The following is a 16,449-nucleotide window of genomic DNA, read 5'->3' on the forward strand; positions in this document are numbered from 1 at the left end:
GTGATCAGGCTTTTTATGTATAAATTAGAACACCTTTTTTACAGCTACTGTAAAGGTCGAATCAATCGGATTTGAAATTGGTGCATCTGATTCACCATTACTATAATTTCTATAGTATCCGTCTTTGTCCCATGCTTTGGTATAAGCTAACCCTGTAGTCCAGCCATCACCTAAATCTTTAATAAGTTCGACTTTCATATCCTGAAAATTAGCTTCTGAGAAGTTTTTAATTCTTTCATAGCCATAGTGGGCACCAAAAGTCCAACTTTCATTGATCGGCTGTGTAAAGTTGAGGTCTAAATAGGTTGTTCCTCGTGAACGTTTACCTTCCGGTCCACCCATCGTATTTGAGTTATAACCTGCGTAATCTGGGGTATAAGTAATAAAATATTTGAGACTTAAAGGACCATAGCCAATTTGAGGCACAATTTCGCCATAGTTATAGCTTGTACTCCCCGTTTCAGCCGTACTTTTTGCACCTGGGTAATAATAATAAAAAACAGACATTCCAATTGAGAATTTATCGATGGTTTTTAAATAACCTGCATAAAAGTCCCATTCAACTGAAGCATCACGGAGATAGTTAGAACTTACATTGGATGCCCAAGTACCCACAAATAGCCCATTCGGATTTGCATAGTCGAAACCAATTTGTAGTGCAGGCTTACCCCAAGTTTGTTGAAAACCACGCGAAATATATTGACTTGCAAAAGTCACATTCGCACTATACGGAGAAATTTGTTCTTGTTCATTTAATTGTTCAGCATGTACAACACCTGTAGACATAATGAGAGAAGCTACACCTAAAATTTTTCTCATTTAATAATTCCTTTTACATATTACCTATAGGTTTAAAGTTTTAAAATAACATGATAATTCAATTTAAAGCGTATTAAAAATTTATAAATTCAAATTTCTGGATACTTCTTCTTCGCTATAGATCTCTTCAATACAATCTAAGATTTTAGGAATATAGGAACTTTGGTCCATGTTGCGCATGGATAGAGAGATGGGACTATAGGCTTCTAAGTCTAAGATATTTAAATAAGTTAGATTCTTCATTCCAATGTCGCAGGCGCTTTCCGGAATAATACAAATACCCTCTCCGGATGCCACTAAGCCAAGTGCCATATGAATTTCTCGTACTTCAGTCAGCTTGGCTGGAACAAGACCTAATTTGGTAAATAAAGCTTGAATAGTGGTCGAAAAATTTGGTTTAGGTGTAGTTGGGTAAGAGAAAATTGTCTCATTGATAATTTGAGATAAATAAATTCCTGACTCTTGGAAATCACTTAATGGGTGTTTTTTATGGATTGCGAGTTTTAATTTTTCTTTTCTGAGTAAAAGTCGCTTAATGGCTGGATCACTAATTGGTAATCGACCAAAACCTAAATCAATTTTACCGAGTTTTAATGCTTCCACCTGATCTCGTGTACCACATTCAATAAGCTCGACATGAATGTCAGGATTTTTTTGCCTAAATAGATAAATGACCTGCGGTAATCGCCCATAAAGAAGCGAACTCACATAACCAACTTTAACAACATTCTCGACCAGCTTCATTTTTTTAGCCATCGAAGCAGCTTGAGCGGTATGCGTCAAAATTTGTACCGCATGCTGGTAAAAAAATAGCCCTGCTTCCGTTACTTTTAATGGACGAGAGCCTTTTTCGAATAAATCGATCCCTAATTCTTCTTCTAGTTTTTTGATTTGGCGTGTTAAAGGTGGCTGAGCAATAAAAAGCTTTTCTGCAGCTTTCGTCAGACTCTGTTCTTCAACAACGGTAACAAAATAACGTAGATGTCTTAATTCCATTAATATACCTTTTTAGTATCTTAAAATACCGTTCTATATCTATTTTAGGCTATTACATTCTTCTATGGTATGTAAACAAGTTTGAAATAGTTGAAACTTCATGTATAGAACCATAGAAACCATACTTGTGGATATTCCAACTATCCGTCCTCACCAGTTGTCTGTGACTACCATGCGTACTCAGACTTTGGTGCTCGTTAAAATTACGACCACGGATGGTATTGTCGGTTGGGGTGAAGCGACCACCATTGGTGGACTGAACTATGGTGAAGAAAGTCCTGAAAGTGTCAAAGCCAATATTGATACTTACTTTGCACCATTACTCGCATCAGTTAAAGATTTAAATGTGGCTCAAACACTAAAACTGATTCGTAAGAATATTAATGGTAACCGTTTTGCGAAATGTGCCATTCAGACCGCTCTACTTGATATTCAGGCAAAACGTTTAAGCGTGCCATTAAGTGAAGTTTTAGGTGGCCGTTTGCGTGATAGTTTACCTGTACTTTGGACGCTCGCGTCTGGTGACACAGAAAAAGATATTGCTGAAGCTCGAAAAATGATTGAGTTGAAACGTCATAACACGTTCAAACTCAAAATCGGCTCACGCCCTTTGCAACACGATGTTGATCATGTGATTGCAATTAAAAAAGCATTAGGTGCTGATGTTAGTGTACGTGTAGATGTAAACCGTGCATGGTCAGAACTTGAGTGTATTCATGGTATTCAACAGCTCCAAGATGGTGGAATCGATTTAATCGAACAGCCATGTGCCATTCAAAATACCGAAGCACTTGCTCGCCTCACCCAACGTTTTGATGTAGCCATTATGGCTGATGAGGCTTTAACTGGACCTGACAGCGCATACCGTATTGCAAAAAATCACGGTGCAGATGTATTTGCCGTAAAAATTGAACAATCTGGTGGCCTGATCGAAGCATGTGAAGTTGGCAAAATTGCTGGTTTGGCTGGTATCGACCTATATGGCGGCACTATGCTTGAAGGTCCTGTAGGAAGTATTGCATCGGCCCATGTATTTGCAACTTTTGAAACGTTAGCATTCGGCACAGAATTATTTGGTCCGTTATTACTTACCGAAGAAATTTTAAAAGAGCCGCTACGTTACGAAAACTTTGAATTGCATTTGCCGACAGCTCCGGGCCTAGGCATTGAAATTGATGAAGATAAGATTGAGAAATTACGTCGTTAAGGCAACAGGATAAGGAGTTTCCCATGTTATTTCATGTACGTATGGATGTGCATATTCCACTTGATATGCCAGCCGACAAAGCAAATGAAATTAAGGCCGTTGAAAAGGCTTATTCGCAAGACTTACAACGCCAAGGTAAATGGCGTCATATCTGGCGAATTACAGGTCAGTACTCGAACATCAGTATTTTTGATGTAGAGAGCAATGAAGAATTGCACAACATTTTACAAGGTTTACCTCTCTATCCATATATGAACATTGAAGTGATGGCACTTAACCGTCATCCATCTTCTGTCCGTGATGATGATTCGTAAATAGAAAGAATTTTTTAAATGCGATCTCTGAAGTCCATTTAAAAACCAAGCAGATTATTCAGAAGGTAACAAGGAACGTGGCGGCAATTATTCGCTAGCAAAACAAAATGCCCGCAGCGCTGCCACCCAAAACCGTATTGCATACTTAAGGAGTTTTAGTATGAACCGTCAACAAATTGATGCGCTTGTAAAACAAATGAATGTCGACACTGCAAAAGGCGAAGTTGATGCACGTGTTCAACAAATTGTAGTGCGCCTTCTTGGGGATTTATTTCAAGCCATCGAAGATTTAGACATCCAACCTTCTGAAGTTTGGAAAGGTTTGGAATATTTTACCGATGCAGGTCAAGCAAATGAACTTGGTCTTTTGGCAGCAGGCTTAGGTCTTGAACATTACCTTGACTTACGTGCAGATGAAGCAGATGCCAAAGCTGGTATTACAGGCGGTACACCTCGTACCATCGAAGGTCCACTTTATGTTGCTGGCGCACCTGAATCAGTTGGCTTTGCACGTATGGATGACGGAACTGAGACTGGCAAAATCGATACCTTAATTATTGAAGGTACGGTAACCGACACTGATGGCAATATTATTGAAAATGCCAAAGTTGAAGTATGGCATGCCAACAGTTTAGGTAACTATTCATTCTTTGATAAGTCACAATCTGACTTTAACTTACGCCGTACCATTTTCACTGATGCAGATGGTAAATATGTAGCGTTAACCACTATGCCAGTTGGTTATGGATGCCCTCCTGAAGGTACAACACAGGCTCTTCTTAACAAGTTAGGCCGTCATGGTAACCGTCCATCTCACGTTCACTACTTCGTTTCTGCACCGGGTTACCGCAAGCTGACTACTCAATTCAACATTGAGGGTGATGAGTACTTATGGGATGACTTTGCCTTCGCTACTCGTGACGGTTTAGTGGCAACAGCAGTAGATGTAACAGACCCTGCTGAAATTCAACGCCGTGGTTTAGATCACGCTTTCAAACACATCACATTTAACATTGAACTGGTTAAAGAAGCCGCTGCTGCTCCTTCAACTGAAGTTGAACGCCGTCGCGCTAGTGCTTAATTGAAAATGTATGTGAGTTAAAAGTTCGCTTTTGACTCACAAAATTTACTCCATTTATTACTACCATTAAGAATTTCAATAAATTTTTAGCGGTAGTAATACATCACGTTACCTCATGCTCTAAGGTTTCTCACATGATTGACAAAAGTAAGTCCTCACTAAGCGAGGTTTTATCGCAAATTAAAGATGGTGCAACCATTCTGATTGGTGGTTTTGGTACCGCAGGACAACCCGCTGAACTCATTGACGGTCTGATTGATCTTGGCGTTAAGGACCTGACCATTGTGAGCAACAATGCCGGTAATGGGGATTATGGTCTGGCTAAACTGCTCAAAGCCGGTTCTATTAAAAAAGTGATTTGCTCTTTCCCACGTCAGTCGGACTCTTATGTGTTTGATGAACTGTACCGTGCCGGAAAGGTTGAACTTGAACTGGTACCGCAAGGCAATCTGGCGTGCCGTATTCAGGCAGCAGGTATGGGCCTTGGGGCGGTGTTTACCCCAACGGGCTTTGGAACACTTTTGGCCGAAGGCAAAGAAACCCGTCATATTGATGGTAAAGATTACGTGCTTGAGTATCCGATCAAGGCTGACTTTGCCCTGATTAAAGCCTATAAGGGCGACCGCTGGGGCAATCTGGTTTACCGTAAATCTGCACGTAACTTTGGCCCGATCATGGCCATGGCTGCTGATGTCACCATTGCTCAGGTCTCTGAAGTGGTTGAACTGGGTGGATTAGACCCGGAACACATCATTACCCCAGGTATCTTTGTACAGCATGTTGTACAAGTACAGCCCGCACAGTAAGCAATAAGGAGAAATAACATGAGCTACCAGAAACTCAGCCGTGACCAGATTGCAAAGCGTGTGGCACAAGATATTCCCGATGGCGCCTATGTGAACTTGGGTATTGGCTTACCGACCAAGATTGCCAGCTACTTACCTGCTGACAAAGATGTCTTCCTACATTCTGAAAATGGCCTGTTGGCTTTTGGCCCTCCGCCAGCGGCAGGTGAAGAAGACCCTGAACTGATTAATGCGGGTAAAGAGTTTGTGACCATGCTTGAAGGCGGCAGCTTTTTCCACCATGGCGATTCATTTGCCATGATGCGTGGTGGTCATCTTGATATTGCGGTGCTTGGTGCATTTCAGGTTGCAGCCAATGGTGACTTGGCCAACTGGCACACGGGTGCACCGAATGCGATTCCTGCCGTAGGTGGTGCGATGGATTTGGCGGTTGGTGCCAAGAAAGTATTTATCACTACAGACCATGTGACCAAACAAGGTGAGCCGAAGATTGTGGCTGAGCTGACCTATCCGGTAACGGGTAAACACTGTGTTGACCGTATTTACACTGACCTGTGTGTAATTGATGTGACCAAAGATGGTTTAAAGGTGATTGAGAAAGTTGAAGGTCTTAGCTTTGATGAGTTACAGGCTTTAACCGGTGCAACTTTGATTGATGCGACTCAAGGGTAAGATTTACACAACAAACACCTATTACACAGCATTCACTATCGTGACAGGCGACATGGATGTCGCCCGTTGGACAGGGAGGCATGGAAGCCTCCTCTGTTCAACAAAGGTTTTTGTTACTTTTGACCTTTCAAAAGTAAGGTATCGCTTATACAACAGACCTATGGATATCACAATAAATTACAGCTGTGATGTTATTCGTTGATATGAAAATTTATAAAGCATCACAACGGAGTCTTATCTGTTTAAGACAGGTACCACCAGCTAATTCGTGTCACTTTTTTAAAAAAGTAACCAAAAACCTTTGTTACTCAGACACAACCTCCCTGTTGTGCTGAGCAACAAGGCGACATCCATGTCGCCACTGCGAAATACTTACGGAGAATGGCTAAAAAGGCCTGAAGTAAAGGACAAAAGTTAGAATGAAAAACGCTTATATCATCGATGCCATCCGTACTCCATTCGGCCGTTATGCCGGTGGCCTTGCACCTGTCCGTGCCGATGACCTTGGCGCTGTGCCGATTAAAGCACTCATGCAGCGTAACCCAAATGTAGATTGGGAACAGGTCGATGATGTGATCTACGGCTGTGCCAACCAAGCCGGTGAAGATAACCGTAACGTCGGCCGTATGTCAGCACTACTTGCTGGTTTGCCGTATCAGGTACCGGCAACCACCATTAACCGTTTGTGTGGTTCTTCACTTGATGCCATTGCCATTGCTGCCCGTGCCATTAAAGCCGGCGAAGCGAACTTGGTGATTGCTGGTGGTGTGGAAAGTATGAGCCGTGCGCCCTATGTGATGGGTAAGTCTGACAGTGCTTTTGGCCGTAGCCAGAAGATTGAAGACACCACCATGGGCTGGCGTTTCATTAACCCTAAACTTAAAGAATTGTATGGTGTAGACACCATGCCCCAGACTGCCGAAAACGTCGCTGAACAGTTCAACGTGAATCGTGCAGATCAGGACCAGTTTGCCTTGGTGAGCCAACAACGCACCGCAAGCGCGCAAGCTAAAGGCTTTTTTTCTAAAGAAATCGTGGCAGTTGAAATCCCTCAGCGTAAGGGTGATGCTGTTGTGATTGATACCGATGAGCATCCACGTGCATCGACTACGCTTGAAGGCTTAAGCAAACTTAAACCTGTTGTGAAAGCAGATGGCACAGTCACTGCGGGGAATGCTTCAGGCATTAATGATGGTGCAGCGGCTCTACTGATTGCTTCTGATGATGCAGTTCAGGCTTACAACCTAAAACCGCGTGCCAAGATCATTGCTTCAACAGCTGTAGGTGTAGAACCACGCATTATGGGCTTTGCTCCAGCGCCAGCCATTAAAAAATTACTTAAACAAGCCAACCTGACTTTAGATCAGATGGATGTGATTGAGCTCAATGAAGCCTTTGCTGCACAAGCTTTGGCAGTGACCCGTGACTTAGGCTTACCAGACAACTCTGACAAGGTAAATCCAAATGGTGGTGCCATTGCTTTAGGCCATCCGCTTGGTGCATCAGGTGCACGCCTTGTGACGACAGCTTTAAACCAGCTTGAAGAAACAGGTGGTCGTTATGCCTTATGTTCAATGTGTATTGGTGTGGGTCAAGGCATCGCATTGATTATTGAACGTGTTCAAGCACTTTAAGGAGAAAGAAATGCCATCTTTTCAATCTGCCGATGCACAAATTAACTATCAAACCTTTGGTGAGCCATCTTCCCCTGCTCTGGTGTTTTCCAACTCTTTGGGCACCAATTATGGTATGTGGCAAAAACAGTTTAATGAGCTAAAAGATCAATTTTTTGTGATCTGCTATGACACTCGTGGTCACGGTTCATCATCTACGCCTAACGGCCCATACACTGTAGAGCAATTAGGTGAAGATGTAGTCCGTTTACTGGATCATCTGAATATTAGTAAAGCTGCTTTTTGTGGTATTTCAATGGGTGGTTTAACAGGTCAATGGCTTGCGATTCACTACCCTAACCGTTTTAGTCATGTCATTGTGGCAAATACTGCTGCTAAAATTGGACAAGAACAAGCATGGCTTGACCGTGCAAAATTAGTACGTGAGCAAGGTTTAAAGCCAATCGCAGCCACAGCAGCTTCGCGATGGTTTACAGATCCCTTTATCCAAAGTCATCCTTCTATTGTCAACAACCTGTGTAACGACTTAAGTGCTGGCAGCGCAATGGGTTATGCCAATTGTTGTGAGGCTTTGGCTAAAGCGGATGTCCGTGAGCAGTTAAAAGACATCAAAATTCCAGTATTAGTGATTGCTGGAACCCAAGACCCTGTAACAACCGTTGCAGATAGTCAATTTATGCAGCAGCGCATTCCACAATCACATCTTGAAGAAATAGATGCCTCTCATATTTCTAATGTCGAGCAACCCGAAGCTTTTAATAAAATCTTAAAAGATTTTTTATTGGGCTAAATTCGTCTTCTATAAAATTATTCATTTCAAAAAAAGGCCTATAACGGCCTTTTTTGTTAACTCACAATAAAAATCGAAAATAACTTGTTCGAGAAGGTATAAATATATACCTCAAATGTAATGGAAAATTACATGGATAAATAACAGTATTTTAAATTAATGAACAGGGCTTGTTCATTCGTGACGTGAATCTAAGAAGATTCTTAAATCGTTCACTTCTATTCATAATGAAAGTAAGGATATCTAAATTGAATATATTTATGCTGAACTCTCGGCCTCACCCTACACGCCCTTTAATTAAATATGGAACATTACTTTTAGGTGCGCTTTTAGCGGGTTGTAATTCCTCATCAAGTTTAGACCCCACACCGACGCAAAAGCAGATCACAATTAAGCGCGATAAATTCGGTACACCACATGTATATGCAAATAATACCTATGGACTTTTCTACGGTTATGGCTATTCGGTAGCGACCGATCGATTATTCCAGATGGAAATGTCGAAACGTACAGGACAAGGTACAGTGGCCGATGTGCTCGGTCCCGACTATCTTCAATATGATATTGCAACACATAGCCGTTTTGACCCAGAAAATATTAAGCAACAACTCGCCGCGCTCTCACCAGAAGACCGAGCAATTTTTGAAGGTTATGCCGCAGGTTTTAATAAGCGCGTTAAAGAGGTTTTAGCAGATCCAGCTCTTATGCCTAAAGAGTTCACAGATCATGGTTTTAAACCATCAACATGGCAACCAGAAGATATTGCTATGGTTTGGGTGGGTTTAATTTTAAATCGCTTCTTTTCAGCAAGTTCGGAAGTATCAAATTTAGATTTACTCACGCAATTGCAAAAAGAAAAAGGTCAAGAAGAAGGCCTTAAAGTCTATCAACAATTACGTTGGCTAGATGACCCAAGTGCCCCAACTATTATTCAATCTGCACAAAAACCACAGCTTATAGCGCATCAACAGCAAATACTTAAAGACATTAGCCCTATTTCAAACAAAGCAGCCAAAACCTATTTAGCTCAAGCTCGCATTGCTTTAGGCAAAAGTGTGATAGACGGTGTACCTACCGCCAGTAATGCATGGGTCTTAAAAGGTGATAAGACCATTGAAGGCCAAGCAGTTTTATATAATGGCCCACAGCAAGGATGGTATACACCTGCAATTACTTACAGTATTGGTTTACATGGGGCTGGCTATAATTTGACAGGTATAACTCCAGTTGGCTTGCCTGCAATTTTATTTGGAACTAATGGCAAAATCGCATGGGGTTCGACGGTAGGTTCACTCGATACTAACGATGTTTATCAACTCACCCTAAATCCAAGTAATTCAAAAGAATATTTATATAAAGGGATTTATATTCCATTTGAACACAAGCAAGTAAAAATAAAAGTTAAGAATCAGGCCGACCATGTTTTTAGATGTTTATAAGAGTAAACAAGGCTTTGTAAGTACATGGGATGAAAATAACCATACGGCATATGCACAAAAACGTAGCTGGGAAGGTGTAGAAATTGAAACCTTATTAGGATGGGCAAATGCAGCCAAAGCCTCAAATTGGGATGAGTTTCTTGCTCAAGCCAAACGTGTCGCGGCCTCTATCACTTGGTTCTATGCCGATACTAAAGATAATATTGGTGTGGCTGCTTTAGGCCGTTTACCTATTCGCCCTGAAAACCAGCATATTCAGCTTCCAGCTAAAGGTGATGGTTCAATGGAGTGGCAAGGTTTTTATGACTTCTCACACAACCCTAAAGAATACAATCCGCAAAAAGGTTATGTCACAAGCTGGAATAACAAAGCCTATGCAGGTTTACGCTCAGATTCGTCAAACTTTTCTTATGTAGATCGGGTGAATGAACTAATTGAACCTTTAGAAAGTCAAGCAAAACTGAGTCAGCAAGAAATTTGGGAAATTAATAAAACGGCTGCATGGTCTGATTTAAATGCGCGTTATTTTGTTCCTTATATGGTCAAAGCTGCACAAAGTCCTAAGGCAACACCGTTAGCTAAAAAAGTCGCTCCCTTACTTGCCAGTTGGGATCTTAGATTACGCCCTGATAGCGAGGCGAAATATTATCAAGGTGCAGCACCAGCAATTACGCGTACATGGCTTAATCAAATGATTGAACTGGTACTCAAACCAAACCTTTCAGAAAATATTTATAAGCGTTATACCGATACGCTTTATCCGGTAAATAATGATCCGCGTAGTGCACAGCCAGCGAGTGCATCGAAATTAATCTGGAATGCCCTGCAAGGAAAACAGGCAAGCGTTCCTCAGAATGTTGATTTCTTAAAAGGACAAACAGCAGATGAAGTCGTATTAAAAGCTTTAGAAAATGCGCTGACTGAACTTTCAAATCAATATCACTCTACCGACCCGAACGACTGGAAAATTCCGGTGGCAACCATGGGTTTTTCCAGCAAAAATTCGGTAGGCATTCCTTGGGCTGATCCATCACATGAACAACACCTTAGTACTTATGGAAATACAGGAAGTGCTACTTTTAGAGTGGTCTTAAATCCAAATCAAGTCACCATGTGTTCGATTTTGGCCCCAGGACAAAGTGGTTTTATCAATCAAAATGGAAAACCTGATGCCCACTTTGCAGATCAGCTCTCTTTATTTGAAAGTTATAAATGTAAAGATGATGCGGTGAGTCAAAAAGAAATCGACCAATCAACTCAACAAAGCATCACTTTAAACTACTAACTTTTTAGCCCAATTTTTATGTTAAAAGACTGAGGTTTGTTATTTATAAAATGACAAACCTCTTTATTAGTTTAATACTGAATCATCACCGATTTTAATTCGGTGTAATCTTCGATAAATGCATCTGAAAACTCTCTGCCAATTCCTGAAGCTTTCACCCCACCAAATGGCACTGATGGGTCTAAGAACGTATGCATATTGACCCACAAGGTACCTGCTTCAATTTTAGGAATTAAACGCAAAGCTTTAGACAAATCATTTGTCCAAATACTTGCGGTTAAACCAAAGCGTGACTGATTCATCAGTTGAATGAGCTCTTCATCAGTTTCGAATGGCATTACACCAACCACTGGACCAAAAGTTTCTTCTGAAAATAAAGGATCATCCGTATTTTTAAAGGAAATTAAAGTCGGTTGTACAAAATATCCGGTCTGATCTAAAGCCTCACCTCCAGCAATAATCTGGTTGTTGGCTTTAGCCATATCTAAATAATGTTTCACTTTATGAAAGTGTGGCTGGTTAGAAAGTGGACCAAACATACTTCCTTCATCCATAGCTGATCCAATTTTAAACTGCAAAAGTGCTTTCGAGAGCTTCTCGACTAGTTCATCATGTTTTGTATGGTGTACAAAAAAACGCTCTGGGGATGCACAAACTTGACCTTGATGCACAAAAGTTGCTTGCAATAAAGTCGGTAAAATCTCATCAATATTTGCATCTGCCAAAACAGCTATGGCATTTTTACCACCCAGCTCCAGACTTACCCGAGTTAAATCACTGCTCATCGCAAGTTTACCGATGGCAATACCTGTTGGTACTGAACCCGTAAACGAGACTTTCTTAACCAGTGGTGACTCAATTAAATATTGCCCTGTCTCCCCCTTACCCGTAACCACATTAATTACACCCGCTGGAATACCTGCCTCAATTGCAAGTTCAGCTAAACGTAATAAAGATAAGCTGGCAAACTCACTTGGTTTAAGCACAATGGTACAGCCAGTTGTTAAAGCTGAGCCAATTTTCCAAACGCCAATCATGAGTGAAAAATTCCAAGGCACAATCCCTGCGACTACACCTACTGGTTGCCTTAAAGTAAAAGCCGTATATTTTTCACCTTGCATAGAAGGAATAGAGGGTTGCATGGTTTGACCATTAATTTTGGTTGCCCACCCTGCAAAATATCTTAAGAAAATAACGGATTGTGCAACTTCAAGATGGCGGGAAATATTAATGAGTTTTCCGGTAGACAACGTCTCGAGCTGTGCAAGTTCTTCACCATGTTGTTCAATTAAATCTGCCAACTTATTTAGTTTAACGCCACGTTCATACGGTGTAGTTTCAGCCCAAGCATTTTGAAAAGCATGTTCAGCACTTTTGACGGCGCTTTCGACATCGTGTTGACTACCAATACTAATTTGAGCAACCACTTGTTCAGTAGATGGATTCACTATATCCACTTTATCTAAAAGCTCGGCAACAACTAACTTTCCATCAATAAAATGTCCATGTTGACGTGCCATAAATTGCTGTACGCTTTGTAAAATCTTAACTTCACTCATTTTTTATTTCTCTCAATTCATTTAAAAGGATTTATTAATAGATGTATTGCAAAATTAACTGCGCATAGACATTGGTTTTGTCATCGTAGTTTTGAGTACCGCCACTATGGATATCGTGTTTTGGTTTATAAAGCCCCACCAAAGGAATCACGTTGAATTTTTTATTAACTGACCAGACCGAAAACACATCCAGCTCATGTCCATCTACATTAGTTAAAGACTTATTTACTGTTTTGAACTTATAGGCTAAAGCACCCAACATAAAATTTTCTTTCAAGTTCATCATGTAAGAAACTTGATGAATATTTGCATTTTTATTGAATGGTCCAGCATAGTTTCCCGCAACTTCACCCTGAAACCATGTACCAAAGCCGACCGTATTTCCATAAAACATAGGGTCGTATTGGTCTGAAAAATGACTAAAACGGTAGCCTAATGAAGGCGTATATTTTGAAGATAAAAAGTTATAGTTCAGCGCTAAGTAGCCAGCATTTTCTTGGCCATCTTTTTTATCTTGAACTACAAACTCAGTTTTAACTTGCAGTTCTGGTAAAGGTTGATAATTCAAACGTAAAGCATAATTTTTAAGATCTTCGCGCCCTGAAACGTGTTCAGCATCTTCAAGGTCTAATACATTTAAATAGGTAAACCCAACGCCCTTATCTTTAAGCTGATACATCAGATCAGTCACAAAGAGTTCTGGGTAAAATTGTGCTTTGTTATTTGATTTTAAATAAGCCAGCTTTAGTGTTGTATTCTCTTGCGGTTTATATTGAAGCAAACTTGTAAAATCAAAGCTTCGACGAGCTGCCAGATAATATGCGCCACCCCGATCTAGTGTGCCATCCGCAGGCGCTTTACCGAGGTTTAACGCATCACCCGCAATAAAGAACCCATCACCAATCATGATATTTTGTCGACCGATACTTAAATCATAGGTCGTTAACTCATCTTTGTTTGTACCGTCTTTAAAACCAATGACCCATTCATTTATATCTGTTTTGCGTTCTTTACCATTACTATTTTGGCCTGCATCACCATCACCAAATGTTGCCGAACTAATACCGCTCAAGCTTGCATAGAGATGATTGTTTTTAAAGGTGTATTGTCCTTTCGCTCCATATTTAAGATGGCCTTCTTGCCAATTGATTCTTTCATCATGTAGGTTTTCGCCGTTATAGCTTTTACCACTACTAAAAGCTCCAAAAGTTGCTTCAAATGTTGGCTTAATTTCTAGCTCACTAGCATGCACAGTTGAAAAAAATGAGACAAAGAAAGTCCCTCTCATAACCTGAGAAAATAAATTTTTCATTGAGAAATTCCTTTTTGCGAACGGCCTAACCGTGCTCAGATATGGGTAACCTATTCGTTACCCACCCTAGATCATGCACCCGTTTAGTGATGGTCGTGCTGCGTGTTTTGCTCTTCTTCACCCAAGTTTAAAGTCGGGGTGTTGTCAAAGAAGTTCCAAGGTTTGATGAGTGTATTCACCCACTCTGTCGGCATGATTGGCCACTCTTCAGCACGTGCCACATGGGTTGTGCCTGTTGTCATCCACACCACAAGGTCTTTATTTTCAATATTTTCATTGTTGCCAATGAATTGTCCTAACCCTGTATCATGAGTTGAACGGTTTGAATATTTCCCTTCAGGGTAGCGTTCGTCTGGATTGTACTGAGTCACCCAAATTTGTTTATCCATAAAGTTCAAACGTTTAAATAACCATTCATCTTTAGAAAAATTGGCTCCTTTCGCCACAGGGTGTGTTCCACCTGCAAAAGGAATGAGTTGATAAGAAACCGGATTACCTAATTTATTTTCCTTGTTGAAATTCGTGAGTAAACGAATAGTGGATGGATCAAATTTTTCAGCTGCATTTTGCTCATTCGTAATGACTTTACTATCGATTTGCATTGAGCTTGTACGAACACCACCTTTGTCATTGGCTTTCACCACAGGGTCCATATGCATAAAGCTGTTGTTTTCCCCATCTACATCCATATCTAAGCGGAAGTTATAGATGTGCTGATGCGTTGTACCCACAATATTATGGTCAATTAAAGTTCCATATTTGGTGTCTTCTTTAGCGGTACTGTCATGCATAGTGCGTGATTTAACACCTTTAACCGCCTCAATACCCGTTGCACCCGCATTAATTCCAATTACACCATTTTGGGCAAATACCCAGTCAAACATATAATCGTAGTTTCCAACCGTACTAATCCAGCGGATGACAAGTTCACGGCGGGCTTCACTGGCATCCTGATTGCCAAAAATTTCGTGATGTTTATATTCAGGTCCTGCATAACGTTCAAATACAGCAATGGCATTTGGAATTACTTGTGGCTGGCCTTTGTAGTCTGCAATCACGGCATCAAGTAAAACTGCATTGTCGGGTGCATCTGTTCCCGAAAGAATAGATGAGGTAAGTGTTCCCATACCATATTCGCCAGAGTCCAAATAAGATTTGAAGTACCAACCGATATCAGGGTCACCATATGGAACTACCATTCCACCTAAGTTACCTTCATACATGACTTTACGCTTCACACCTTTATCTTTATAGGTCACTGTTGAAAGCTGTAAGCCAACACGAGAATCTAACGCCACATGCAAACACCAGTTGCCCCAATGTATGGTTTGACCGGTAATGCTAAAGTTCTTACCCTCAGGTTCAGTAATATTGAGTGGTTTTAACTTACTTGCTACGGGCTTATTCGACATATAAGGTCGATTTGCCATCGGCACAGGAATGATCGCACCTTCTTCAATCTTGATAATTTTTTCTTTATCTAAATCGACTACAGCAACTAAATTTTCAATTGGATGCGCCCAGTAGTTACCATCCCCAACATCGAGGTAAGCAACGACTTTTAATATATTGAGTTGTTTATCCAGACCATCTTTACCGCCAAAATATCCAACAGTTAGCGGAGTAGCGATCACTTTCTTCACATCGGTAATACCGCGTTTGCGTAACGCATCTTGATATTCTTTACTCGTCTCAATTACGCGCTGTACGGCTTCAAAATTATCAAGCAAAACCATACCGTGAGTATCTTTAAGTACATTCCATTTTGTGACTTGTTGAGTATTAAGATTAACTTCACCTTCAATCGCTTGATTGCCCTTTAATAAAATAAATGAGGCAATACGATCTTCTTTAAAATCTTTATGATTAATAAAGTAATCCCATACTTTGGCTTTTTCAGGTTCTTTAAGCTTTAACTCGGCAAAACGCATATTTTTATAAGCGTATTTCGAGCGGTTAATCACATCAAATGTCTTTTTGATTTCGTCAGAATTTAAGCTATTGAGCGGGTGAAAGGTATTTTCAATTTTGAAAGTTTGATCTAACCCCGACTGGAAGACTTCGTTAAAAAAATCTTTTCCAATAACAGGCTTACCCTCTTTGATTAATAACGGGACACTGAGTTTTAAAGGTTTGCCATTCACTAAAACCTGATTTGAGTTTGGCTTGGCTCTCACCACTATAGAGCCTTTGGTAATTGTATAGGTATTGGTAAAGTCATCTTTAACAACTTTAGCACCTTGCTCACTCATGTTCTGATAAAGTGAGACCATGTCGGCCTTTCCACCATGAGCAAACGCTTGAGTATTGAGTCCCCAAAAGCTTGCAGCGATTGATAGGTTAAGTGCCAGTATTTTTTGTATGTCATTCAATAATCGTTGTTTACGCATGGGTTTCATCCTTTTCATCTATCCCTGAACTATCTGAATCAGACAGTTAAAATGCACTTTCCTGTGAGTGAAATTCATTAGACTAACTTAATAGTTCTATGGTTATTAAGCTTATCTAACCTGCTCTAATGAATTTAATTTCAAC

Annotated in this window: 12 protein-coding genes and 1 pseudogene; 8 read left to right on the forward strand and 5 right to left on the reverse strand. The window is 40.6% G+C overall.

What is annotated here, in order from left to right; all coding sequences use genetic code 11:
- Window positions 1-24: 24 nt before the first annotated feature.
- Window positions 25-819, reverse strand: coding sequence for a TorF family putative porin (locus tag GO593_RS17045; RefSeq protein WP_001226561.1), 795 nt, complete (start codon window positions 817-819; stop codon window positions 25-27).
- An 81-nt stretch (window positions 820-900) separates the two neighbouring features.
- Window positions 901-1,815 carry a LysR family transcriptional regulator gene (locus GO593_RS17050; RefSeq protein WP_000423293.1) on the reverse strand — a complete coding sequence of 305 codons (915 nt, stop codon included), beginning with the start codon at window positions 1,813-1,815 and terminating at the stop codon, window positions 901-903.
- Window positions 1,816-1,915: 100 nt separating this feature from the next.
- Between GO593_RS17050 and GO593_RS17055 the strand changes: the two genes are divergently transcribed.
- The 8 genes and pseudogenes from GO593_RS17055 (at window position 1,916) to GO593_RS17090 (ending at window position 11,043) form a co-directional block, all read left to right on the forward strand.
- A complete protein-coding gene (locus GO593_RS17055; RefSeq protein ID WP_001983775.1) occupies window positions 1,916-3,022 on the forward strand; it encodes a muconate/chloromuconate family cycloisomerase in 1,107 nt (368 codons plus the stop codon).
- A gap of 23 nt (window positions 3,023-3,045) precedes the next feature.
- On the forward strand, window positions 3,046-3,336 hold the full coding sequence (gene catC, locus GO593_RS17060; protein WP_000897236.1) for a muconolactone Delta-isomerase: 291 nt from the start codon (window positions 3,046-3,048) through the stop codon (window positions 3,334-3,336).
- 160 nt (window positions 3,337-3,496) lie between these two features.
- Window positions 3,497-4,417 carry a catechol 1,2-dioxygenase gene (catA, locus tag GO593_RS17065; RefSeq protein ID WP_001081618.1) on the forward strand — a complete coding sequence of 307 codons (921 nt, stop codon included), beginning with the start codon at window positions 3,497-3,499 and terminating at the stop codon, window positions 4,415-4,417.
- A 134-nt stretch (window positions 4,418-4,551) separates the two neighbouring features.
- Window positions 4,552-5,223 (forward strand): 3-oxoacid CoA-transferase subunit A, encoded by a 672-nt coding sequence (locus GO593_RS17070; RefSeq protein ID WP_000565989.1) that lies wholly within the window; start codon window positions 4,552-4,554, stop codon window positions 5,221-5,223.
- Window positions 5,224-5,241: 18 nt separating this feature from the next.
- Window positions 5,242-5,895: a 3-oxoacid CoA-transferase subunit B gene (locus GO593_RS17075; RefSeq protein WP_000121757.1), complete on the forward strand. Its 654-nt coding sequence runs from the start codon at window positions 5,242-5,244 to the stop codon at window positions 5,893-5,895.
- A gap of 419 nt (window positions 5,896-6,314) precedes the next feature.
- Entirely contained in the window at window positions 6,315-7,529 is a 1,215-nt protein-coding gene (gene pcaF / locus GO593_RS17080) for a 3-oxoadipyl-CoA thiolase (protein ID WP_000786448.1), read from the forward strand.
- Window positions 7,530-7,539: 10 nt separating this feature from the next.
- The gene (gene pcaD, locus GO593_RS17085) at window positions 7,540-8,319 is read left to right on the forward strand and encodes a 3-oxoadipate enol-lactonase (RefSeq protein WP_001138980.1); all 780 of its coding nucleotides are present in this window, start codon (window positions 7,540-7,542) and stop codon (window positions 8,317-8,319) included.
- 260 nt (window positions 8,320-8,579) lie between these two features.
- Window positions 8,580-11,043 (forward strand): annotated as a pseudogene (locus GO593_RS17090) (penicillin acylase family protein).
- A 71-nt stretch (window positions 11,044-11,114) separates the two neighbouring features.
- Here GO593_RS17090 and GO593_RS17095 read toward each other — a convergent pair.
- The 3 genes from GO593_RS17095 to tynA all read right to left on the reverse strand — a co-directional run bounded on the left by GO593_RS17095 (window position 11,115) and on the right by tynA (window position 16,313).
- Entirely contained in the window at window positions 11,115-12,602 is a 1,488-nt protein-coding gene (locus GO593_RS17095; RefSeq protein WP_000005612.1) for an NAD-dependent phenylacetaldehyde dehydrogenase, read from the reverse strand.
- A 34-nt stretch (window positions 12,603-12,636) separates the two neighbouring features.
- The gene (locus GO593_RS17100) at window positions 12,637-13,854 is read right to left on the reverse strand and encodes a hypothetical protein (RefSeq protein WP_100223324.1); all 1,218 of its coding nucleotides are present in this window, start codon (window positions 13,852-13,854) and stop codon (window positions 12,637-12,639) included.
- Between the two features lie 143 nt (window positions 13,855-13,997).
- Window positions 13,998-16,313 carry a primary-amine oxidase gene (gene tynA / locus GO593_RS17105; RefSeq protein ID WP_100223322.1) on the reverse strand — a complete coding sequence of 772 codons (2,316 nt, stop codon included), beginning with the start codon at window positions 16,311-16,313 and terminating at the stop codon, window positions 13,998-14,000.
- Window positions 16,314-16,449: the final 136 nt, after the last annotated feature.

The sequence above is a fragment of the Acinetobacter baumannii genome (genome assembly GCF_009759685.1).
Lineage (GTDB): Bacteria > Pseudomonadota > Gammaproteobacteria > Pseudomonadales > Moraxellaceae > Acinetobacter > Acinetobacter baumannii.

Excerpts from the sequence above, each read along its gene's own strand:
- pcaD (WP_001138980.1), top strand. The coding sequence starts at position 7,540 with ATGCCATCTTTTCAATCTGCCGATGCACAAATTAACTATCAAACCTTT.
- GO593_RS17050 (WP_000423293.1), bottom strand. The coding sequence starts at position 1,815 with ATGGAATTAAGACATCTACGTTATTTTGTTACCGTTGTTGAAGAACAG.
- GO593_RS17070 (WP_000565989.1), top strand. The coding sequence starts at position 4,552 with ATGATTGACAAAAGTAAGTCCTCACTAAGCGAGGTTTTATCGCAAATT.
- catC (WP_000897236.1), top strand. The coding sequence starts at position 3,046 with ATGTTATTTCATGTACGTATGGATGTGCATATTCCACTTGATATGCCA.
- GO593_RS17045 (WP_001226561.1), bottom strand. The coding sequence starts at position 819 with ATGAGAAAAATTTTAGGTGTAGCTTCTCTCATTATGTCTACAGGTGTT.
- pcaF (WP_000786448.1), top strand. The coding sequence starts at position 6,315 with ATGAAAAACGCTTATATCATCGATGCCATCCGTACTCCATTCGGCCGT.
- GO593_RS17075 (WP_000121757.1), top strand. The coding sequence starts at position 5,242 with ATGAGCTACCAGAAACTCAGCCGTGACCAGATTGCAAAGCGTGTGGCA.
- tynA (WP_100223322.1), bottom strand. The coding sequence starts at position 16,313 with ATGAAACCCATGCGTAAACAACGATTATTGAATGACATACAAAAAATA.
- catA (WP_001081618.1), top strand. The coding sequence starts at position 3,497 with ATGAACCGTCAACAAATTGATGCGCTTGTAAAACAAATGAATGTCGAC.
- GO593_RS17055 (WP_001983775.1), top strand. The coding sequence starts at position 1,916 with ATGTATAGAACCATAGAAACCATACTTGTGGATATTCCAACTATCCGT.
- GO593_RS17095 (WP_000005612.1), bottom strand. The coding sequence starts at position 12,602 with ATGAGTGAAGTTAAGATTTTACAAAGCGTACAGCAATTTATGGCACGT.